The 21,844-nt window shown below is 54.9% G+C and carries 16 protein-coding genes and 3 tRNA genes; 8 read left to right on the plus strand and 11 right to left on the minus strand.

Annotated features, from left to right (window positions below; genetic code table 11):
- Positions 1-64: 64 nt before the first annotated feature.
- Both BN3911_RS14755 and BN3911_RS14760 read left to right on the plus strand, forming a co-directional pair.
- A complete protein-coding gene (locus BN3911_RS14755; RefSeq protein WP_066866949.1) occupies positions 65-1,399 on the plus strand; it encodes a hypothetical protein in 1,335 nt (444 codons plus the stop codon).
- Between the two features lie 44 nt (positions 1,400-1,443).
- Positions 1,444-2,364, plus strand: coding sequence for an alpha/beta hydrolase (locus BN3911_RS14760; RefSeq protein ID WP_066866951.1), 921 nt, complete (start codon positions 1,444-1,446; stop codon positions 2,362-2,364).
- 73 nt (positions 2,365-2,437) lie between these two features.
- On the opposite strand, the gene BN3911_RS14765 is transcribed toward BN3911_RS14760, so the two are convergent.
- The 3 genes from BN3911_RS14765 to BN3911_RS14780 form a co-directional block, all read right to left on the minus strand.
- The gene (locus tag BN3911_RS14765; RefSeq protein WP_066866953.1) at positions 2,438-3,373 is read right to left on the minus strand and encodes an exonuclease domain-containing protein; all 936 of its coding nucleotides are present in this window, start codon (positions 3,371-3,373) and stop codon (positions 2,438-2,440) included.
- Positions 3,374-3,715: 342 nt separating this feature from the next.
- The gene (locus tag BN3911_RS14775; RefSeq protein WP_066866956.1) at positions 3,716-4,771 is read right to left on the minus strand and encodes a DUF4179 domain-containing protein; all 1,056 of its coding nucleotides are present in this window, start codon (positions 4,769-4,771) and stop codon (positions 3,716-3,718) included.
- Entirely contained in the window at positions 4,768-5,328 is a 561-nt protein-coding gene (locus BN3911_RS14780) for an RNA polymerase sigma factor (protein WP_066866958.1), read from the minus strand. Before BN3911_RS14780 ends, BN3911_RS14775 begins: the two co-directional genes overlap by 4 nt.
- 354 nt (positions 5,329-5,682) lie before the next feature.
- Here BN3911_RS14780 and BN3911_RS14785 point away from each other — a divergent pair.
- The 3 genes from BN3911_RS14785 (at position 5,683) to BN3911_RS14795 (ending at position 7,539) form a co-directional block, all read left to right on the plus strand.
- A tRNA-Asp gene (locus BN3911_RS14785) sits at positions 5,683-5,759 on the plus strand.
- Between the two features lie 3 nt (positions 5,760-5,762).
- A tRNA-Thr gene (locus BN3911_RS14790) sits at positions 5,763-5,838 on the plus strand.
- A 291-nt stretch (positions 5,839-6,129) separates the two neighbouring features.
- The gene (locus tag BN3911_RS14795) at positions 6,130-7,539 is read left to right on the plus strand and encodes an MATE family efflux transporter (RefSeq protein ID WP_066866960.1); all 1,410 of its coding nucleotides are present in this window, start codon (positions 6,130-6,132) and stop codon (positions 7,537-7,539) included.
- 124 nt (positions 7,540-7,663) lie between these two features.
- On the opposite strand, the gene BN3911_RS14800 is transcribed toward BN3911_RS14795, so the two are convergent.
- Positions 7,664-8,098: an Hsp20/alpha crystallin family protein gene (locus BN3911_RS14800; RefSeq protein ID WP_066866962.1), complete on the minus strand. Its 435-nt coding sequence runs from the start codon at positions 8,096-8,098 to the stop codon at positions 7,664-7,666.
- Between the two features lie 374 nt (positions 8,099-8,472).
- Here BN3911_RS14800 and BN3911_RS14805 point away from each other — a divergent pair, with 374 nt between their 5' ends.
- Positions 8,473-9,300 carry a DMT family transporter gene (locus BN3911_RS14805; RefSeq protein ID WP_066866964.1) on the plus strand — a complete coding sequence of 276 codons (828 nt, stop codon included), beginning with the start codon at positions 8,473-8,475 and terminating at the stop codon, positions 9,298-9,300.
- A gap of 210 nt (positions 9,301-9,510) precedes the next feature.
- Positions 9,511-9,586 (plus strand) — tRNA-Trp (locus tag BN3911_RS14810).
- 721 nt (positions 9,587-10,307) lie between these two features.
- On the opposite strand, the gene BN3911_RS14820 is transcribed toward BN3911_RS14810, so the two are convergent.
- On the minus strand, positions 10,308-11,177 hold the full coding sequence (locus BN3911_RS14820; protein ID WP_187127764.1) for a helix-turn-helix domain-containing protein: 870 nt from the start codon (positions 11,175-11,177) through the stop codon (positions 10,308-10,310).
- Positions 11,178-11,366: 189 nt separating this feature from the next.
- Here BN3911_RS14820 and BN3911_RS14825 point away from each other — a divergent pair, with 189 nt between their 5' ends.
- Positions 11,367-12,524, plus strand: a complete 1,158-nt coding sequence (locus BN3911_RS14825; RefSeq protein ID WP_066866969.1) for a Gfo/Idh/MocA family protein — start codon at positions 11,367-11,369, stop codon at positions 12,522-12,524.
- A 199-nt stretch (positions 12,525-12,723) separates the two neighbouring features.
- On the opposite strand, the gene BN3911_RS14830 is transcribed toward BN3911_RS14825, so the two are convergent.
- The 6 genes from BN3911_RS14830 to BN3911_RS14855 all read right to left on the minus strand — a co-directional run bounded on the left by BN3911_RS14830 (position 12,724) and on the right by BN3911_RS14855 (position 21,735).
- Complete coding sequence (locus BN3911_RS14830; protein WP_066866971.1) at positions 12,724-13,941, minus strand: hypothetical protein; 1,218 nt, start codon at positions 13,939-13,941, stop codon at positions 12,724-12,726.
- Between the two features lie 136 nt (positions 13,942-14,077).
- On the minus strand, positions 14,078-14,629 hold the full coding sequence (locus BN3911_RS14835) for a hypothetical protein (RefSeq protein WP_066866973.1): 552 nt from the start codon (positions 14,627-14,629) through the stop codon (positions 14,078-14,080).
- 47 nt (positions 14,630-14,676) lie between these two features.
- A complete protein-coding gene (locus tag BN3911_RS14840; RefSeq protein WP_066866975.1) occupies positions 14,677-16,071 on the minus strand; it encodes a tetratricopeptide repeat protein in 1,395 nt (464 codons plus the stop codon).
- A gap of 59 nt (positions 16,072-16,130) precedes the next feature.
- Positions 16,131-16,640 (minus strand): RNA polymerase sigma factor, encoded by a 510-nt coding sequence (locus tag BN3911_RS14845; RefSeq protein ID WP_066866977.1) that lies wholly within the window; start codon positions 16,638-16,640, stop codon positions 16,131-16,133.
- 122 nt (positions 16,641-16,762) lie between these two features.
- The gene (locus BN3911_RS14850) at positions 16,763-19,309 is read right to left on the minus strand and encodes an RNA polymerase sigma factor (protein ID WP_066866979.1); all 2,547 of its coding nucleotides are present in this window, start codon (positions 19,307-19,309) and stop codon (positions 16,763-16,765) included.
- Positions 19,310-19,650: 341 nt separating this feature from the next.
- The gene (locus BN3911_RS14855) at positions 19,651-21,735 is read right to left on the minus strand and encodes a helix-turn-helix domain-containing protein (protein WP_066866981.1); all 2,085 of its coding nucleotides are present in this window, start codon (positions 21,733-21,735) and stop codon (positions 19,651-19,653) included.
- Positions 21,736-21,844: the final 109 nt, after the last annotated feature.

Here is a 21,844-nt window from a genome sequence, read left to right on the forward strand (position 1 = left end):
GAGATGCTTCCGCCCCCGGTGTTTTTCCGCAACCAGAGTCCGCCGAAAGGGAGGGAATCGTTTTATGAAAAATTTAAAAAAGGCGGCCTGGACCACACTTGCAGTACTCAGCAGTCTGCTGGCGCTGTTCACTCTTTTGCTGATCGGCGTGCAGACTGCGGATTGGATAAAATACGGCTACCGTTCCACCGATCTGAAGTATGTGCTGCTTGCCGGCGGCTTCAGTATCGCGATGGCTGTGCTGGCGGTGCTGGGGATCCGTATGGCGGGAAAAGGCAGGGAAAAGCAACCGGCACTTTCCGCCGCACCTCTGCAGGTCTCCGACATGAGAAGAGAACCCGAACGGAAAATCTACCGCAGCGCGCCCCGTCTGCTTGCCGCAGAATTCGGGAAGAAATTGATTTTTCTTGGTTTTTTCTGCATTCTGGCAGTGCAGCTGCTTCTGTCCGGAAACCCAAATCTGTTTTTAAGCCTTCCTTTCCCTGCTTGGGTTTCAGAGTGGGTCCTTCCGGTACTTCTGGCAGCGCTCCTCTCCTCCCTCTGGGCCTTTTACTGGTGCCGAATCCGCATTGAGATCAGCCGGGACGGGCTTGCCTTTTTCCGTAGAAACAGGCCGTACGCCTTCTATCCGTTGGACGCCCCTCTGCAGGTCAGCGTGACAAAGAAAAGCTGGAACGGCCTTTTTCTGGGCACCAGCCGGGAATTCTTCCTGCCGGGCCGGGGGCCTCTTAGGAAGACCGTTTCCTGCTGGTGTATTGATAACGCCAGCTTTTCTTCCCTTGTGGAGGAGTTCAACCGGCTACGACAGGACGGCCCGAAGGAATCCCCTCTTCGTCCTGCCAGGGAGGACCTCTATGGTCTCGGCCAGAATTCCGTGTTCCGCCTTCCCAAGGAAGAGCTGCTCTCCCGGGAGAAGGCGCGCCTGTTGGCCATTTCTGCCGGGAGTGCCGGGGCCGGGCTACTTCTGGCCCTTCTCTGGTTCTTCTTGGTATACCGGGGGCCTTTAAACGGCCATGCCGCTGCCTGCGCGCTTTTCATTTTTCTGTTTTTCTCCCTGGCAGCCCTTCCGCAAGCTCTCCGGTACCGCAGCCTTGCCAGTAGGATTCCGGAGCGCATCACTCTTACCAATGCCTCGATACGGATAGATGAGCGGAGCTTTTCCGCCCGGGAGTTAAAAAGCGTGGTGATGACGCCAGCCAGCCAAACCGTTTCTGGAGGCGGAATCTCCTTTCGCAGGCAGCTTTTCCTGCAGACGGCTTTGGAACAGACCAAATACCTGCTCGGCAGCACGCCGGACGCTCCCAAGGGACTGCTCTATGAGGAATACGGCAGCCTGCTGGAGACCATTCGGAGCTGGTGTGCGGAACAGGGCGTCTCCTTCCGGGAAAATCTGAACTGAACGCCCTGCTATCCCAATATTTTTCAAGAAAGGATTCCATCACAATGAAAACGGATTTGATACGCCTCTATGAAAACCGGGAGGATGTGACACTCACCTGTTATCTCTGGGACGACTCCCCGGAGCTGCTCAATGGAAAGAAGCGTCCCGCCGTGTTAATCTGCCCCGGCGGGGCCTATCTGGGCTGCTCAGACCGGGAAGGCGAGCCTGTGGCCCTCCGGTTCGCGTCGATGGGCTACCATGCCTTTGTCCTGCGCTATTCCACCTATACGGAGGGGAAAAACGGCCCGGTGGACTGCTCCGTCCCCCTTTCCCCAAAGCCCCGCCTGACCCACCCCGCCCCTATGAGGGAAATCGGGCAGGCCATGCTGATCCTGCGGGAACATGCTGAAGACTGGTTTTTGGATGCAGAACGCATCGCCATCTGCGGTTTCTCCGCAGGAGCACACAACTGTGCCATGTACGCCACCCATTGGCACACCGCAGAGCTCTGCGGCCATTTTGGAAGGCCCTCGGCGCTCTTTCGCCCGGCCGCAGCCATTCTCGCCTACACTCTCAGCGATTACCACCTGCTGGGCGCGGCAGCCGCAGACGCCAGCGCCGTGCAGCTTTTCGAAGCCAGCAACGTGGCGCTGCTGGGAACCGCCCGTCCTACGGAGGAGCAGCTGACCAGCGTGAGCCCCGCTCTCCACGTCTCCGAGAAAACACCTCCCACATTTCTGTGGGCCACCTTTCAGGACCATCTGGTGCCGGTGCAGCAGTCCCTGCGCATGGCCTCCGCCCTGGCGGATGGGGGAGTTCCCTTTGAACTGCACGTGTTCGAGGCTGGGGAGCACGGCTTGAGTCTGGCGGACCAGACCTCCTCCACAGATTGTTCCCAGCTCGATCCGGACGCGGCCAAATGGGCCGGGCTTGCAGCAGCCTGGCTGCACAAAAGGTTTGCTCTTCCGCTGCCGAACGCCTGATAGAAAAACTGGCGGCGGTTTCTGCCGGAAACCGCCGCCTTCCAAGGCCTGCAGGGCGATATTTTGCCTAACATCAGGGCAGCCCTTCTTCCCGGTTTCGAACCAGCCGGAAAAAAGCCTGCTCCGTCAGCACCGCCATGCCGCGCCCCTTCTGCAGGGGCACGGCATTTTCTTTGGCAGGCAGAGCCGTAGACCCCACCACCAGATAATCGGTGCGGCTGCCCACACTGTCACAGTTGACGCCGCCCGCGTCGGCCACCAGCTGCATGGCCTCCTTCCGGGGAATGCTCAGCTCGCCTGCAAAGGCCACACGCTTCCCATACAGCGGATGCGTCTCATCGAAATTTTTCCTGTCTGTCCCAATGTCCCGTGCCCGGTACTCCATCTTTTTCCTGGGGAACAGGCGAATGAATTCCTCCTCGGAAAACCGTTCCAGCGCCAACTCCCGCAGTTTCAGATAGCAGCCGTGGGTGATGCGGCAGTCCGCCTCTGCCCGGTGGGCGCCCTCATAACGAACTCCCAGCGCAGCCGCCAGGTCGGAAAGCCGATGGTGCGGCAGCTCCGGCAGCAGCTTCCGGGACAGGCGCAGCGTATCGAGAAAATCGTTCCGCAGCGGCCTTCCAAGCCATTGTTCAAAGGCATCATAAAGAAAATTCACATCGAACTGTACATTGTGTCCCAAAAGGACCCGATCTTCCAAAAAGGCATGGGCCTTCGGAAGGATTTCTTCCGGGCCCGGAGCATCCTCCAACATCTCGTTCGTAATGCCGGTCAGCCCTGTAATAAAGGAATCGGCATAGGCATACCTCACCTCGCCGAACTCGCAGATCTCCTGTTTGGGCGGACGGATTAAGCTGGAAAACACTTCCGTCACCTCTCCGTTCCGAACGCGCAGGGCCGACAGCTCAATGATATGGCTGCGCCCGCTGCTCAGGCCCGTGGTTTCCGTGTCCACAACCACGTAATCCACCGGCAGCGCCACCAGGCTTTTCCCCTTCTCCTCCCGCATTCTTCCGATCCCTCCTGTTTTGCCTCTGCCTGTACCGGGTCAGCCCTACCTGTTTGGCCTTTTTTATGGAAAAAGCGGCCGGAAAACCTGCTGGAACACCCCTGACCGCCAACCCGGCGCGTCTCAAATATAGCGAAGGTGTATTTTCTTGAAAGCCCTTTTCCATAAAAAACAGGTTTTCCGTTCACCTGCGCTGCACAGGCTATGGAATGCATCTGAAAAAAGTATAGCATTTTCATCCAGGAGCGTCAAACAGGCGCGGCGGGCAACCCGTTTCTGGTCTCCCGCCGCGCCTGTTTTCATTTTGGAAGTCACGGCCTTGTACGGAAGCGCAGCCAGATTTTACTGCACAGCCTCCAAACCGTTCAACGGTATCTCCACTCCCTCTATGGAGACGGACTCCAAGTCCTCCAAAAGGACAGGCTGGTCAAAGACAAGACTGCACTGACATTCCAGCACGCCGCCCTTCTGCTCAGAATTTCCCCAGCCGTTCTGGATATGAGAATCCCCTCCCTGCTGAGGATCTCTCATGGCCCTGTTAGCAATACGGGTACCATCCTTTTTGAGGATGACAATGTCCGGCCACTCCAGCCGTTCCCGTAAAACGCTCTTACCATTATGGTCCAGTACTGCTTCCATATCCGCCTCGGTGAGCTTTGCCGTACTTATCACGCGAATGGACAGTGGGGAAATCGTCACCTGATTCACGGTGATTTCTGCGCCTTCCACGGATAGGGTCTGTCCTGTGGGCAAATCGGCAGACTGATCAGCATACCCCATATCGAATTCCAGCTCCCATCTGCCCGGCACAGTCTGTTCTGTCAGAACGCCGTGAGAATTTATCACCAGGTTCTCTAAGACGACGGCTGCTTTCCCTCCCGGGATGACGGATTCATCGCCCATCCAGGAGACCACATACCTGGCTTTGCCGTCGCCCGATACAGAGTCGGACGATGATGCGGCTGGACCGGTAAATTCGGCGCCGCCCACCTTCAGAGTGGACCTGTCAAACAGGAACCCCTTACCATCTATATCACTTTTTTCAACAGTGAGCACCAGCGTGCAGTTGTAACGATCCCGCACCACGGAATCTACTGTGACGGCAACGCCGTTGTCCGTCACGCTAACGCCTACGGGAGCACCAAGCCTCGCAATCAATTCGGGATCCAGGGAGCTCTGCCGTGCGCCGGGAAATGCAGGGCCAAAAAGGTTTTCAAGGCTCTCAAAATCTCCTGCCGCGCCTACACCGATGGCCAGGATGAGCGCCAAAACGGCCGCCGCGGCCGCAGTCCAAACGATCCGTGTCCGGGGTGTTTTCTTCTTTTCAGCAGGTCTTGCCGCAAAAATCAGGCCGTCGTCAATGGTGCCGATAGCATGAAGCAATTTTTCGCTTTTCATAATATGATATCCTCCTTTGCAAGATGGTGTTTTAGTTTTTTTCGCATACGGAACAGCAGAGATTTCACCTTCGATTCACTCATCCCGTACTCGTCCGCCAGCTCCTGGATGGAGCTTATATACCAATAGCGGCGAATAAACAGATTTCGTTTCAACCTCGGCTGGGAGTAAAGGAATTTCTCGATGGACCAGGTAAGAAGCTCGTCTTCCACCGCCTGCTCTATGCCGGTCTTTGCCGGGATACATTCCTCTAACTCCGATAACGCCAGCTCTGTCTGTCCTTCTCCACGCTTTTGGGCGTTGTACTGTTTCCAGCGGTTCAGGGAAACATTCCGGGTTATCTTCCCAAGGAACGCCGCCACTCTTTCCGGACGGTGAGGAGGAATGGAATTCCAAGCGGCGAGATAAGCGTCGTTTACACATTCTTCGGCGTCCTCCGCGTTGTGTAGGATACTAAAGGCAATAGAGTAACAGTAATTCCCATATTTCTCAGCCGTAGCCGCGACGGCATCTTCCGATCGCATCCAGTACAAGCCGACCATTTCTTCATCCTTCATAGGGCCACCTCCCTCTCAGTAACTAAAAGGCCTTTCACATAGTATACACAACAAAAAAACACTCACGTTGCGCCACGGTGCAAAAATCAGACGGCATTTCCCTGATTGTATCAATCTGCAACGATTTTTACCGTGGGCTACGCGCCGTTTCCTCGGCTGTGCCCGCGTGTCTCGATGGGAGATAAAAAAGGCTTTTGCGCCGCTCCTGCAAGAGCTGCAGAGACAGTTTTTGTGGAAAAGTCGAAAAGAAAAAAACCGTTCATTTTTTTGTGGATTGATGCTTGACAAGAATGATTTCCTAAGATATAATAATGCAGTCGCCTGATGACGAGCCCGTCCCCGGGCGAGCAAGATGGCCCGGTAGTTCAGCTGGTTAGAACGCTAGCCTGTCACGCTAGAGGTCGACGGTTCGAGCCCGTTCCGGGTCGCCATATGCTGCTATGGCTCAGTTGGCAGAGCACGTCCTTGGTAAGGACGAGGTCACGCGTTCGAATCGCGTTAGCAGCTCCATCAAGCACTGTGTTTCATAAAGAAGCACAGTGCTTTTTGTTTTTTCTGCAGCCTCTTCTTTTCACCGCATGGCAGCGAGGATTTGGAGTGCAGCCTCCTCACCTCTCCCCGTTCCGGTCGTTCCAGACTCATCCGGCCTCTTTTTATGAAAAAGCCAAATGCACAACGCCCCTGATTTTTCTTATATGCCAGGAATTGACAGGAGGTCAAACAAGAGCTATAATAGTTGCAAATGACACTATCATAGAATAGCCGCCATTTTTCGATTATGAAAGAAAAGGATGAGAGGAAATGCCAAAAGCGGCCAGCCAGGAATATCGGAAGACGAGAATGCTGACGGAGCCCATCCCCAAAATCATCACCAGCATGGCGGTACCGTCCATTATCGCTTTCCTTATCAACTCCATCTACAGCCTTGCGGACACTTATTTCGTCAGCGGAATCGGCATCAACGCTACGGCAGCGGTAAGCGTGAACTCCTCTCTGGATCAAATTATCATGATGGCGGGATCTTTGCTGGCGGTAGGCGCCAACAGCTATATTGCCCGCCTGCTGGGAGCCAAAAAAGAAAAAAAGGCCAACGAGGTGCTGTCCACAGCCTTCTTTTTGGCAGCGGTTTTCGGCATCGCAGTGATGCTTTTAGGCTCGGTGTTTATGAGACCCATGGTACAGATGCTGGGAGCCACCCCCACCTGTGAGCAGTATTCCATCGACTACGCCACCTATATTCTGCTGGCTGCACCATTTATGGCTGCCAGCTTCGTAATGAACCAATGCCTGCGGGCAGAGGGCAGCGCTCTGCTTTCCATGATCGGCATGGGCGCAGGCGGGGTTTTAAACTGTGTGCTGGATCCCATCTTTATTGTCGGGCTGGACTTGGGTGTGGCGGGCGCCTCTATGGCCACAGCTATTTCCAAGCTGGTAAGCTTCGGTATTCTGATCTTCCCTTACCTCACCCATCACAGCATCCTGCGCATTTCCATCAAGAACTTCCACCCCACTAGGGACATTATGTCCCAGATCATCAAGGTGGGCTCCTCTTCTATGTTCCGCTCAGGCCTGGCGGTGGTGGCAGCTATCATGCTCAACAATCTAGCCGGGCAGATTTCCGATGATGTTTTGGCAGGCATCGGGGTTTCCACCAGAATCATGATGTTCCCCTTCGGCATCATTCTGGGCTTCGGTACAGGCTTTCAGCCTGTTGTGGGCTTCTGCTGGGGCGCAAAACACTATGACCGGGTGCGGGCCGCTTTCCGCTTCTCCGCTTGGACAGCGGCGATCGGCGGCGGGATCATGGGGTTACTCGTGGCGGTTTTCGCCGGGCCCATTATCGCCATGTTCGGCAAAAGCTCTCAGGAGATGCTGGAGATCGGCGAACTCTGTATTCGCCTGCAATGCCTTGCCCTGCCCATCCACGGTTGGGTGGCAGTGGTAAACATGCTGTGCGCCGGACTGGGCGACGCCAGGGGGGCGCTCCTGCTGTCCACCGCCCGTCAGGGCAGCTGTTTTATTCCCATTGTACATCTAATGGCCTTCCTGCTGGGAGCCACGGGAGTGGCCTCGGTGCAAGCCGTGGCGGATATTCTGTCTCTGGCTCTGGCAATTCCGGTCCTGCGCCGCGTGATGAAAAAGATCCCATCGACGGAGGACATCCAGAATCTGCCGAAAGAAGCCGTCCCCATCCCGGAAGGGCAACTATAAGGCATACGGCATATAGTAGTGGATTCTATGCAGAAAAGAAGACGCCCACAGCAATTGTGGGCGTCTTCTTTTCTGGTACACAGCTTCATCCCGGAGCCTTTACCCTCTTACAAGGACAAAGAGTTCAGCGGATCTCCAGTCTTCTGGAATTTGGTAAACCGTTTTCTTTTTTAGGCATTATCAGCTTCAAAACACCATTTTCATAGGATGCGGAAATATCATCCGCTTTCACATTTGAAATATCGAAACCGCGGCTGAAGGAGCCGTAAGAGCGCTCTCTACGCACATAATTATCTTTCTCTCTCTTTTCCTCGGTCTCGCTGCTGTGTTCTGCTGTGATGGTGAGATAATCCCCCTTGATATCGATGGCGATATCGTCCTTCTGGAACCCAGGCAGTTCCGCCTCCAGCAAGTAGGTATCGCCGCTGTCTTTAATGTCTGTCCGGAAACCTCCGCTGAAGTTGTTCCCGAAAAAGGCCTCTTCCAATTTATCCAGGTCCCGGAAGGGGTGGTAGAACGAAAGTCTGTCTCTGTGGTCAAATGGGGTGAGTTCAAACATAATTCATACCTCCTGATTGCTGTTTTTCGTTTTTTTGTTTGTGCTGTCATTTCTATTTTGCGGCGCCGCCGCAGCATGCGCGTTCTCCTGAATCTGTTCCATCGGCATCGCCTTCTTTTCTTTTTTGTAGTTTTATTCTACCCGGTATTTATTTCAAAATCTCAGATAAAGTATGAGCAATTTGTAAATATTAGCACTCTAATTATAAGAGTGCTAATATTTCTGAATTAGACTGGAAATATCAATGCTATTTTCTCAGTCAGTATCCTGTTGTCTTGCAGAAATCCTCCTAAAAGGATTCGGGGAAGGCTTGACCCGCTTCCGGCAATAGGCTATGATGGGTACTGTCACTGCCATCCGGAAAGGACGATTCTATGCTATTCCTGTTGCTTGCCATTTTATCCAGTTCCGTACTGGCGATCGTACTGAAATACCTCAGTACAGATAACACTTATGGGGTTTACTTTGTCAATTACTGTACCTGTGCGCTGCTGGCCTTTCTGTTTCTGGAGCCGAAGTCCTTATGGAACGGAGATTTCCTGCCCCTGGGACTTGGCGCGGTGAGCGGCGCCCTTTATCTGGCCGCTCTGATCGCCTACGGCTACAGCATCCGCAAAAGCGGCGCTGTGCTGTCCTCCGTTTTTTCACGGCTGGGAGTGCTGGTGCCCATCCTGCTTTCCGTGTGCCTGTTTGGGGAACAGCCCTCCTTGTTCCAAATGGGCGGCCTGGCCCTGGCCCTGCTGGCTATTGTGGTAATAAACCTGAAATCCGGCACAAAATCACAGGCAAAGCTCCCCATCGTACCGCTGCTGCTGGTGTTGCTGCTCAATGGCTCCAGCGACAGCATGTCGAAAATCTTTGCTCAAACCGGCAGCCGCACAGACGACGGCTTGTTTTTATTCTGTATTTTTGCTTCCGCCGGTCTGTTTACTCTCTTTCCCCTCTTCCGCAGCCATAAAAGGCTCGAAAAGAAGGATTGGCTGTTTGGCATAGCTGTCGGGGTGCCGAACTTCATGTCCGCCCGTTTCCTGCTGGCCGCTTTGACAGAGCTTCCCGCTTTTGTGGCTTATCCCACCTACAGCGTGGGCGCCATCGTGGTGATCAGCCTGTTCAGCTTTCTGCTGTTCCGGGAAAAACTGAGCAAACTGCAGCTTGCCGGCGTAGGGATCATTTTAGCAGCCCTCGTCCTTCTGAACCTGTAAAAGCGGCCTTCTGCCAATGCAACTGCCCGTTACCGGCCACAGGCCGATTCTCTGTGGCCGCCTTGTACAATGATTTTGCTAAGCGTCCGTAAGACGGATCAATCCCCTTTTCCTCTTCCAGAACTTTTATGTTTTCGATGATTTTTTTAAATCAACTCTTGACAGAAATGACTCAAAATGATACTATAATCAGGCACGAAACAAAGAAATAGGGGTATAGCTCAGTTGGTAGAGCAGCGGTCTCCAAAACCGCGTGCCGAGGGTTCAAGTCCTTCTGCCCCTGCCAAAAGTGGAGAGGTAAGCTTTATGCTTACCTCTCCACTTTTCGTTACCGTGCAGAAGGGGTTGGCAACGAGGCGCGCCCTGCGGGTCGAGGGGCGAGTACGTGCCAGTGGCACGTACTCTACGAGCCGACCGAGCCGGCAGGCGAGACCACGTCCTTCTGCCCCTGCCAAAAGTGGAGAGGTAAGCCTTATGCTTACCTCTCCGCTTTTCGTTACCGTGCAGAAGGGGTTGGCAATGAGGTGCGCCCTGCGTGCCGAGGGGCGAGTACGTGCCAGTGGCACGTACTCTACGAGCCGACCGAGCCGGCAGGCGAGACCACGTCCTTCTGCCCCTGCCAAAAAGTCAGGTACCGCAAAGGCGATACCTGACTTTTTTCGTAAGCGTGCAAATGACTTGGCAATGAGGTGCACTCCGCGTTCCACGCGGTGCGTGTCTTGGAGCGAGTGCGTGCCGGTCTCCGCCGAAGCGTCAGTCGGTCTTGGGCGGTCCCTACAGAGGGCCAAACCCTTCTATCCCCGCTCAGTCCCCTGCCCACGGGATAAATCCTTCAAAGTCTTCCAGCTCCGCTGTTTACTCTCCGTATGCACAGGAACGAACGGCGCCTGCACATCTGACGCCTGCTCCAAATATCCGGTCAAAGCCTCGGCATTGCGGAAAAAGCAGCCCGTTTCCCACTTTGTCCTTTCCCGTTTTGGCGGGGGTTTGCTTTCTGCCGCCATAGGTCATTCCCTGCTGCCGGTTTCCGCCGAATCGGGAAGGAATCCGGCAGAGTCGGCATTCGAGCTTCGGAACTGGGAAGGCGTCATGCCCGTTTTGCTTTTGAACACCTTCAGAAAGTAAAGATAATCATCGAAACCGCAGGCTCCGCTGGTGTCGGCAATGCTGTAGCCGGAGCTGAGCATGCGCTTAGCCTGGTCAATCCGAAGGACGATCTGCATTTGCTTAATCGTCATCCCATACACAGAAAGAAAAATCGTATTCAGGCGGCGGTAAGATTTTCCAAACGCCTCCGCATAGTCCTGGGTTTGAAGCTGACGCCCCTTGTTGTCGTCTATAAAATTCAAAATCCTGTAAGCCATTCCGTTCTCCTGTTTCGACCAGAGCGCTCTTTTCTGCATGGTGAGGCTGAGCTGATACAGGATCGCCCGAATCTGCGAAGAGAGGAATTTCTCACTGAAGAACGGCGGAGCCCTGTGGCGGACCGCATACTCCATCAGGTCAAAGCAGTGCAGTTCAAGGGGGACCTGGCCGTACAGCGGCAGCAGAATGCTGTCGGGGTCCAGTTTGGCGGGAGGAGCGATCTGCGCCCCGTCTGCCCGAAAGTGGACAAAATAAGCCTGATGCGTGTCGTATTTGACGCCGCAGTGCCGCACATGAGGCGGCAGAAGGAAAAATTCGTTGCCGCGGACCGCATATTCTTCCCCGTAGATTCGAAAGGTACGCTCTCCGCCGCTCATCAGAACCAGAACCCACTGGGACATCACGCGGTCAGGATGGACATTCCCTCCGCTGAATTTGTCGACCATTTCGATGTGGATGTCTCCTGTTAGCACGAACCAACGGGGCAGGGCTCTGCCATGATCAAATTCCATTGCCTGTACCCCTTCCTTTCTGCCTGCTTTCCGTTCAAAATATACCATCTCATTATAGTCCGACGCAATAAGAAAGTCGATATGGAGCAAATGAAATTTCCATTTATTCCATACAGCTTTCTTTAATTCTATAGGAATTTCCAACGGGGTGCGGTATGATGGGTTCAAGAACTCAAGGAGGAATGCGGCATGAAAAACGGCAAACTCAGAGTCGCCCTGGTCGGCGTCTCCTTCGGCGCGGAATTTGCGCCGATCTATCTGAAACATCCGGATGTGGATTCCCTAGTACTGGTGGACAGCAACCGGGAACTGCTGGACGAAATCGGCAATAAATTCCTGGTGAACGAAAGACTGACAGATTTTGACACGATGCTGCAGGACGAGACCATTGACGCTGTACATCTGGTCACGCCCCCTGCAACGCACGCGCCGCTGTCGGTTCGGGCGCTGAACGCGGGCAAGCACTGTGCCTGTACGATTCCCATGGGCATGAGCATTGACGAGCTGTATCAGGTTATTGAAGCCCGGAAAAAGAGCGGGAAGCACTATATGTTCATGGAGACTTCCGTGTACGGGCGTGAATTCCTGTATGTGAAGGAGCTCTATGAAAAGGGTGAGCTGGGAAAAATCCAGTTCATGCGCTGTGCCCATTATCAGGACATGGAAGGCTGGCCGGAATACTGGCTGGGATTCCCGCCGCTGATGCATCCCACCCACGCGGTTGCTCCATGCCTGATGCTGATCGGCAAGCGTCCCGAGACGGTATACTGCAAGGGCTCCGGCACAGTGCGCAAGGAGGTGGAAGCGGCATACGGCTGTCCTTATGCCTTTGAATCCGCCTTGATTTCGCTGAAGGACAGCGATACCAGCATTGAAATGGCAAGATTCCTCTACCATGTGGCCCGGGGCTACACGGAAAGCTTCAACGTGTACGGTGAACGGAAGACCTTTGAATGGCAGCAGCTGGAGTCGGAAAAGCCGGTCATGTTTTCCATGGAATTCGATGACAGCGCCAACCATGTGATGAACAGCTACGGCCGGGGCGGCCTGGTAACGGAGGAACGCATTGATATTCCCGACTTTGCCGAGCGCCTGCCGAAAGAGATCGGACGCTTTACCAAACAAACGGTTTACGATGACAGCAATCCCCATCTTTCTTTCCTTCAGGGCGGCGGCCACGGCGGCTCTCATCCCCATCTGGTACACGAATTTGTCCGGTGCATTCTGGAGGACCGCGAGCCCGTTCCCAGCGATATCGACGGCGCGTATTGGACCGGCGTAGGTATCTGCGCCCATCAGTCCGCTATGGAGGGCGGCGTTGTAAAAAACATTCCCATTTTTGAATAAAGGTAAAATCGGACAGGGGCGGGTGAGGAGAGCAGGTCCCCATTCGCCGCCATCTGTTTTGGGCTGCTTTGGCCCTGTTCTGAAGCTAAAAACGCACTCGGCTTAGCCCTTTTCGGCTCAGCCTGGATGCGTTTTCTCTTTCTGTAACTCTCCTGTGTACAGGCGAAAAGCGGCATCCTGCACCATCCCTTGTCTGCTGTCAGTCTTTGGCAGGCTCCCACTTTCCGGTATCGCGAACCCGATAAGCCGTTCCATCCGGGGCGTATTTGTACCAGACGGCGCCCTTTTCCGCCTGGCCCGCCTCCGGGTCCAGTACACCGGACACCAGTTCCGTCCAACGGCGATCGTATTCCAGATGATAGAACTTTCCATCGATATCCACGGCATTGACGATCGCTTCGATTTTTGCGGTGCTGCCCACCTTGACTGCAGCAATATTTTTCCAGCTTTCCACCTCGGGAGCCATAAATTCCGCATACCGGCCGGTCATCCGGAGATCCCCGTCTTTGGTAAGGCCGACGATCATACCGTCCGACATGCTGAGGCAGGCCAGGGATCCCCAGCTCAAAATCTCGTCCGCATAATCGCCGCAGGCCATCACCGTGCCGTCGTACTGGATTCCCGCAATGGTCAGCGCCGGCTCTTCCATATCATTGGCGACGCCGATCATGGCCATCTTCTCCCATTGAAAGCAATCCATACCCATATAGTCCGTTCCTCCGCCGCTACAGACGAACGCCTGACCAGCCTGGTTTAACAGGAAAAAATCATGCTTATCCACGGCAACGCCCGAAAGCGTACCGGATACCGGCGCGCCCTGTTCCGAAGACAGATTCTGGAAATTGACGTTCCATGCAGTGCGGGCTACCGTTTTGCCGCTGCCGGTGTCGATATAATTTTCCGGATTGGATTCCCGCAGCGCAGCATTGATCTTGCCGGTATCCCGGCAATCGATGTTGAACACCTTATCCCCGGAAATAAACATGCCGCTTTCATTTACATTGGTGGTGGCATAGGCAATGTCCTGCACCCCATCCGCCACCTTCTGCTGCCGGTAATACAGCCCGCCGTCTTTCGTCAGGGTAAACACAGTCATGCCGCTGGCGGAGACAGCCAGCTTTTTTTTATCTTCCACAGCGGCGGAATCCGCCGCCAATCCATCCCAACTCTTCTCCTGGCAGGTCAGAACCGAGCCGTCGTCAGCCAGGAAATAGGTGGAGGAAGACAGTTGATTGCCGGCCTCCATAGCACTTTTCACATATTCTGCGGTTTCGGCATTTTCCTGCTGCGCCGACAACGCGCTGCCCACGCTTTCAGGCGAGGAAAAGGGGTCGGCGCTGTCACAGCCTGCCGCCAGTCCTGCCATCATGACTGCCGCCAGCAGACCGGTCAAAATACGTTTCCCTGCAAATTTCATATTGAATCTCTTCCCTTCTCTTTCCCTGTCAAGGGTTCCGTTTTGCCGCGGAGGGCTACCATTCCCGCATATTCGTAATGGCGGACGAAACGCCTGCCGCGCCAATTCTGGAACTACCTCTCTGGACGCTGCCGAATCATCCCCGGCGCCAGCCGTTGGGCAGCCCGTCCGACAAATCCGAAGTGTAGAATTGCACCTGGCGGCCGGTCTTCTCACAATAATAGTCGGCATGGTCGCCGCTGTCACTGAGCAGCCGGAACTGGTTTTCTTCGGGGTCGTAGAGTATGGCTGGGAAAGCGGTCCCGTCCTTTCCGCTTTCCATGGGAACATGGGCCACAATAGCGGCCAGCAGCCGCCAGCAGAAGCCGCAGCCAATCAGGCAGGCCGCAAAAGGCAGTAGAATGCGCTGCTTCACGGTCTGGCAGCGGGTCAGCATGACATAGACCATATATCCCAGGCAAAGAATCATAACGATCACCCCAAGAATGATTTCCAGCGCAGAAACGTTGGACTCCCCGGTAACAGTTCCAATGATTTGTCCGACGCTCGACGCCAGAAGCATAATGCCCAGCAGAACGAGGTAGGAACCGCCGACGCCAATGGTTCCAGCATATTTTCTCCGCAGAGGGTTATAGGCGCAAAATCCCAGAATCATGAAAGCTACCGCCGCGATAATCAAAAATGGCATATGTTTATCCTCATTTCTATGTGATATTTTTTCGGTGCAAAAGACTTTTAATACCAGTGCAGGGTACCGGCGCTGGTATTGGCCGAGCTGCCGGAAATTTCGGCGTTCCAGATGGTCACCGTGTCGCCGTTGTCGTTGTAATACTCAGCGTGGTCGCCGTAAATGCCCCGGCGCTGCCACCGGTTGTTTCCGCTGTCATAGACGATGGAGGGTATCCGGGACAAATCGTAGGTGGTGTCGCTGAAGCCGGGTTCGCGGGCTCCTTCTGCTTCGTCATAACCTGAACTCTCGCCCTCATCGTCTTCGGGCCCGTCATCCGGGTTTTGCAGCTCCACATTCACCCGCGGCGGTTTGGTTTCCGCGTGGATTCCGGTCACCCCCTGCATCACCGCCAGATGAGAGCGCAAGTCCCTCCTGATCTGTTCGGCCGCATTCAGCCACTGCTCCTCATGCTCTCTGTCAATGACCGCCAGCTGCAGGGCAGCGCTCAGACTGCCGTTTTCTGCTGCGGCACGAATGAGCCGGAGGCCTTCTTCCCGATTGACCTGGGTTCCGATGCCCTTCAGGTAGCAGTTTCCCAGCATATAGCAGGCGTACACACTGCCTTCCTCACCGGCAGCCTTATAGTAAAGAGCAGCATCTTTCTGTGGATCCAGGCCCAATTCTTCTTCCCCGATTTTCCGGATGCCATAGAGGAATTCTTCCATCAGCGCGGCGCCTTCCACCAGGCTGTTCTGCACCATATCCTTGGCAAACAGCACCGCCAGCGTGGCATATTCCTTCGTGGGACGAGGCCAGCCTCCCAGCATGGTATGGATAATATTCATCTGTTTGTTGACATCGTTTTTCTTCTGCGCTGCAAGAAAGGCGTTTTTATAGTAGTCCTGGGCCTTTTCCACATCCACGGCGCAGCCCTCGCCGCCGGAATAGGCGTAGGCCAGCTCCTCCCAACAGTCGTAAATGATGTGCAGGTCGTCCACCTTAAACCGGTCCCGGTTCACGACATCCATGCAGACCTCCAACAGGATTTCATAGTAATAGACGGATTTGGCAGCATCCCTTGGGTAGACGCCGTCGTATCCCATCTGGTAGGCCATAGCTGTGAAATGGCAGGCGTCGAAAAAGAGATCGGCGTCCATATAGGGAGTATTGGCGTCAGCCGGCAGATTGGCCCGATCCCGCTTAAACGCCGCATATCCCAGGTCGGCCGTCTGTCGGGCACAGAGCAGGCCATACACGCTTTCCATAGGGGAACTCTCGTAATTCTTATATGCCTTCCGCAGCTTATTGGGTACCACATAGCTCTGCCCGTCCGGTCCGGTAACGGTTGTACCGTTTTCCGGAGGAGGCTGCGCGGCCTCTCCGCTTTGGTTCTTTTTCTTGTAACTCCGCCATACGAAAAAAATGACGGCGGCCGCCAGGATGATGAATGGTACTGACATGGCAAATTTCTCCTTTTTAAGTAAGTGTATATCATCGGACACAGTGCCCGCAGATACCGTTATAACTCCATCTGCTGCATCAGCTTTTTTAAAGCACGCTGCAGACGTTTCCTGACGCGTTCATACTTCATATCCAGCCTGGCGGCGATTTCCCTGGCAGAACAGCCTTCATAATACTTGAAACGCAGGATACGCGCATCCAATTCCGGAAGCCGGGCAAGGGCCTGGTTCACCTGTTCCCGCCGTTCCCATGCCCCGATGTCGTCGGCCTCTGCCGGTGACGCTTGAGAAGCAAGCCACTGCCGCTGATTCTCCCGCCACTGGCGGATGGCTTTGCGTGTGGAGATGGTGACCAGATACCCCCGCAGGCTTCCCTTGGATGGGTCAAACCGGTTTCTCTGCAGATAAAAATCCGAGAAAGTATCCTGAACACAGACCCATATGTCTGCCTCATTGTTCAGCCGCTGAGCGGCTGCCAGACGCACCGGTTCACCGTACAGGATCTGCAGCAGTTTCATCCCGTCCACCGGACTGGCATCCAGTATTTTCAGAAGTTGAGAATCCTCCAAGCGCTTCACTTCCTTCCACTAACTAATTGCGGATTCAGAAGCAAAAAGGGACAGGAACCACAAAATATTTTAGAAACAAGCGGCCCTCCTGATTTACAGGAGGGCCGCTTCATTCGGAGAACTTATTCCGGAATGGTAACAGGAATGTCAAAAGTGTGGTTCCAGCGGTAGGTGGGATTGACAAAGGTGAAGTCAGCGGTATAGAGCCCCGGCACATGGTGCAGCAGCAGTCCGCTGAAGCGGACTCCGGTTTCCTCAAAGGAATACTGCCTTTCACAGGCTCCGAGGAAGGAGGCCTCTTCGGTCATCCACAGCCGTATCCCCACGTCCACCAAGATATACTCCTCTTTCCCCGACTCCAGGGAGAGATCCAAAATCGATGTCAACGGGGCATTTTCCGGGGTTGAGATCGCTCCGTTGGAATGAGTAATCGCCGCAGCACCGGCGGACGGCTCAAAGTTTTCGGCCGGTCCCATGCCGGTGATCGTATTCAGGACGAGAGTTGTCTCGTAATCCAGAGGCAAAGATTCCACAGACAGCTCCTGTCCCTCTTCCTGGGGCAGCGGGATATCCATATGATGCTCCCCCCGCACCGTTGTGTAGAGATAAGGAACATGAAGGGTATACTGTCCCGTTGGAACGTCCCCGAAGTCCCAGTCGCTGTAAGCATCCGTACGTCCAGGCCGGAAATTCCCCATGTACACCCTTCCGCATGTATCAGTCAGAGTGATGGGCTCGTCCGCCTCCCCCATTGCCGTCAGAGGACTGCGGACAATGCTGCCGGAGGGAAGCAAATGGTCCTTTTCTGACGCAGGGCGCAGGGAAAGGATTACCTGGTCGCTGACCCTGCGGGGAACGGCCGTCAGGGTGTAGTCCCCGGCGCTCTGCGTGAACTTCTCCCGCTCTTCCTCGGGCGGCACCGTCATGGGAATGGAAAAAGAATGGTTCCAGCGATAGCAGACGCTTTCCGTTTGGATGGAAAAAGCCACGCTGTCCCAGCCCTCCATAGCTCCCAACACGTAGCCGGGCGACATGGTATACAGGCTTCCAGTGTCCGGATCCGCCGCAGCTCTGGTCCACAGTTTGATCTCGGTATTGGAACAGGACATCCCGTCCACCACGGTATGGCCGGTTTGCTCAGCCGCGGCGGGAATTGCTGCCGGGAACCGCTCCGGATCCTTCCCCTCCCAGATGGTTTCCAGTGACCACCATTGGTACCCCAATGTATTGTGCATGTCGGATACAGTGTCACAATATGCGGTTACGTCGAAAATTGGGGCCGGCTCCCCAAACATCAGCCTGCCGCCGGGCAGGGAAAGACACGTACCAGCGCCGCTGCCGTCCCCATCCAGGATTGCCTCTGCGCTTCTCGGCGCTTTGTCAGCGGCAGGATACTGATAGACATATGGGATGTGCAGGATATAATTTCCCGGCTGGGCCGGGCCGAAATACCAGTCCAGATAGGTGTCCCCACTGAAGGGATTGTAAGAGGCCGGTTCCCCCTTCCATACAGCGCCGTCCGGCGAGACAACGGTAACGGGCTGGTCGGGACCGCCGTAGCCCTTCCATACCCCCTGGTTGAGAAAGAAATAGGTGCTGAACTCCCCCTCGTTCAGCGGATGGATGGAAACCACCAGCTCCCCGTTCTCGATCCGGGGTACAGCCAGCAAACCTCCATCCGACTCGGTCACTGCATAAAAGCCCGCTTCTTCTACGGAACTCTTGTCCGCCGCCGAGAGCGTCACAGGGATATCTGTTCCATCCAGGGTCATGGTCAGGCACAGGGTATTTCCGACGCCTTCTGGAAGTTCCCCCTCAAAAATGACCCGCAGGGAGTAGCCGCCGGCCGCTGTTTGTCCATCGTGGCTTTTGGATATGTGCCGGACATTGTCCAGGCCGCTGAGAGAGGTGCTCAGATAGTTTTGATAGGGATTGTTTTCGCCATACAGTGTTAAATCGGCGATGAAAGAGCCCTCCTGCCAATAGGCATCTTCCAAATGGAACTCATACTGTTCTCCGGATACCACCGTACCGCTTTCCAGAACATAAACGGCTGCACTGCCGCTGGAAACACCATAACCGGGCACAAAACCGAAATGGCGCAGAACCGCATACGTGCAGGCGGCCAGCAGGCCCAGAAGAGCGGCTACTACCAGACCTATTGCCAGTCCCTTCAGCAGCTTTTTCATACTGCGCTGATATCGTTTTTTCACCGTCTCGTAGGGCAGGCCGAGAGAGGCGGCGATCTCCCGGGCAGTCATTCCGCCGTAGTATTTCATGCGGACAATTTGCTCGTCTAACGGCTCCAGCGCGGCAAGAGCCGCCTCCAACTCGTCCTTGCTTTCCATGCGGGAGAAAGGATCGGATTCCTCCTGTTCCTGCGGGGCGGCCCCTTCCCAACGCTGGTTCTCCCGCCAGCGGCGCTGGGCACACCGGCGGGCAATGACCGCCAGATACCCCTTCAAAGCGCCTTTTTCCGGGTCGAACCGTTCCCTATGTAAGTAAAATTCAGAAAATATTTCATTGACGCACTCTTTCACATCTTCGGTGTTTTGCAGGTATTGGTGGCATACCGTCCACAGCAGTCCACTGTATTCCTCAATCAGAAGCGCCATTCCCTCCTCAGGCTCACGGTCCAGAAGGGAGATGATGGTTTGGTCTTTTTGCATAGGCGTAATTCTCCTGTTTTTATATCTCTATAAAAGTATTGTCGCACAATCAAAAAAAAGGGACAAGATGAAAAAATTTTCTTCTTTCACTTTTGAACGCCTCAAAACCGGGGCAGCGGACTGGACTATCGCCATTTGGTAGACAGTAGGATATACCATCTACCAAATGCAGCTGATAAGAAGAACGCAGACACCCACAAAAGTGTGAGTGTCTGCGTTCTTCTTATCAGCGCTGCGTGATCAGAGCCGGTCTGCTCTGACTGCTGACGATCTTCCAGCCATTGGCCCAGGCCAAAACGCCCGGGATTCCGGCGCAAGGGCACTCGCCAACAGCAGGCGGCTTAAAACCGCAGCAGCAGGACGCTGTGCGGGGGCATACACAGCGAGCCGTTCCGGGCCTGTTCCAGAATATCCCTCTTCTCAAAAGCAGAGGGAGGCAGAACGGTGGAACTGGTGTAAAGTATGGCCTCCCGGCAGGGGCCGTACTGAGAGAAATCCACAGGTTTTTCCCTGCAGAAAGAGGCGTTCACAAGGGTGGCCGTCACCGCATTTTCCCGGTCAACTGTGACCACGGCCTCTTGGGAAGCGGAACACACACGGTTCCCGGCATGGCGGTTCATCAGGGAAAACATCTGGCCCTGGGCTGTCAGGCTGACGCCTTCCGGCTCTACGCAGAGCATCCCCTCATTTACAGCCTGAAAATGGCAGGCAAGCGCCACACCGCTTTTTTCAGCTTCCTCCATCAGCAGGTGCATGGCCAGCGCGGCATAGATGCCGTCTGTCACGCTTGAGGGCCGGTACCAGGCATACCAGACATTCCACTCGTCCAAAGAGATACTCACATTGGGTTCCAGCCAGCGGCGGGATTCACGGATGAGCGCCCTCATCCGCGGGATGGAGGCCAAACACCTGTTATATTCCTGCTCTATCGTGGAGATATCTGTGTAGGAGGGATCATATCCGTAGTAATGCTGGGAGATCATCTGGGCGATGCCGGACAGGGGCCGCGCTGAAAGCTCCGCCCACTCCTTGCTGGGATAAGGGCCGGAGGAGCACAGGCTGAGGTTGTGGGATACCTCCAGCATTTTTTTGCCGTTTTCCAAAGCGGTCTGGCAGTAACCGCTGGGGGAATTATCCCCTTCCATGTGACCATATCCAAATTCGTTGCCCAAAGACCAGAGCTGCACATGATAGGGCTCCTCATATCCCCGTTCCGCTCTGAGCCGCCCATATTTTGTAGAGCGGTCGCCGTTGCAGTATTCCACCCACGCTGCGTTTTCCTCCGGAGTGTTCCAGCACGGGTTGATGGTGATGAACGGTTCCGCGCCTATCTCCCTGCACAGAGCGATAAAATCGTCTGTATTGATCTCATGATAATCGTATCCCATAGAATGGGGCTGCGTCTCCAGGCCAAGGAATGATTGGAAGGGAGCCCGCATATCCACTGGAAGAAGCCCATCCATCCAGCTGTACTCCCCAGCGAAATTGCCTCCCGGCCAGCGCAGAACCTTGATCCCAATTTCCGCCATTTTCTCGACCACATCCCGGCGCATTCCCCGGAAATGATCCTTTGGCAAAAGGGACAGGGCCCCAAAACAGACGCTCCCCTCCCCTTCCCACTGAATGCGCAGATCCGCGTCCCGGTCAGCGGCATTTGGGGTAAGTTCTATCTCGTATCGGATCCACTCTTCCGACTCCGCCGCAATCACGCCGCAGTCGTACACAAGGTTCCCCTCCCGGTCTGTCAGGGCCACAGAAAGGGTGACAGGCCCCTTTGTCCGCACCACCGCTCCAAACAGATAGTTCTTCCCCTGCTGAATGGAAAGGCCATGCTGCCCCAGACCCGCGGTCTGTCCCGGGAACGGATTCAGGATGCTTAGGGAGTTGCACTCCAGCGCCCGCTTCATGTGATACCCTTCCCCGTGACGGGTGTACGGCCGATCGAAAGTAAAAACCGCCCTCTCTCCAATGGGATACCATTCTGCCGCGCAGCCTTTACAGGCGGAAGGTTTTCCTGCGAATTTCCGGTTTCGCAGCAGCTGTGCAGACAATCCTCCCTGAATGCAGGAACGGGTGTGTTCCAAATTGCTTCCAAAAAGATAGGGAGATACCATCAGGTCTCCGGCGTCCAAAGGCTGCAGGGAAAGAGGCTTGGCATAATCCACCTCTTCCCTGGCCGCAGCTTCCCCGTCCAGATTACTGCTGCGGGCAACATCGAGAATCTCCCCGCTCAGTATCTCGATAACGCTCACCCGCAGTTCTGCCGCCAAGCGGTTGAACAATGAGATATCAGGCAAACTTTTCCCCCTCTCCCATTTAGAAACCGCCTTGTCCGTAACATCCAGCCGCTGGGCAAGCTCAGCCTGGGTCATTCCCAAAGCCGTCCGCAGCTGGGCGATCAGACGGCCTGTCTGTGTCATGTTCATATGTTACTCCTCCCCTCTCAGGTTTTCTTCAGCATACCACAAACAGAGCGTCCGAACAATCGACTGTTGGTTTACCCTTCCCGCTGTTCTCAGGTCTTCCGTCTTTTTG

It is taken from the genome of Neglectibacter timonensis, assembly GCF_900048895.1.
GTDB lineage: Bacteria > Bacillota > Clostridia > Oscillospirales > Acutalibacteraceae > Acutalibacter > Acutalibacter timonensis.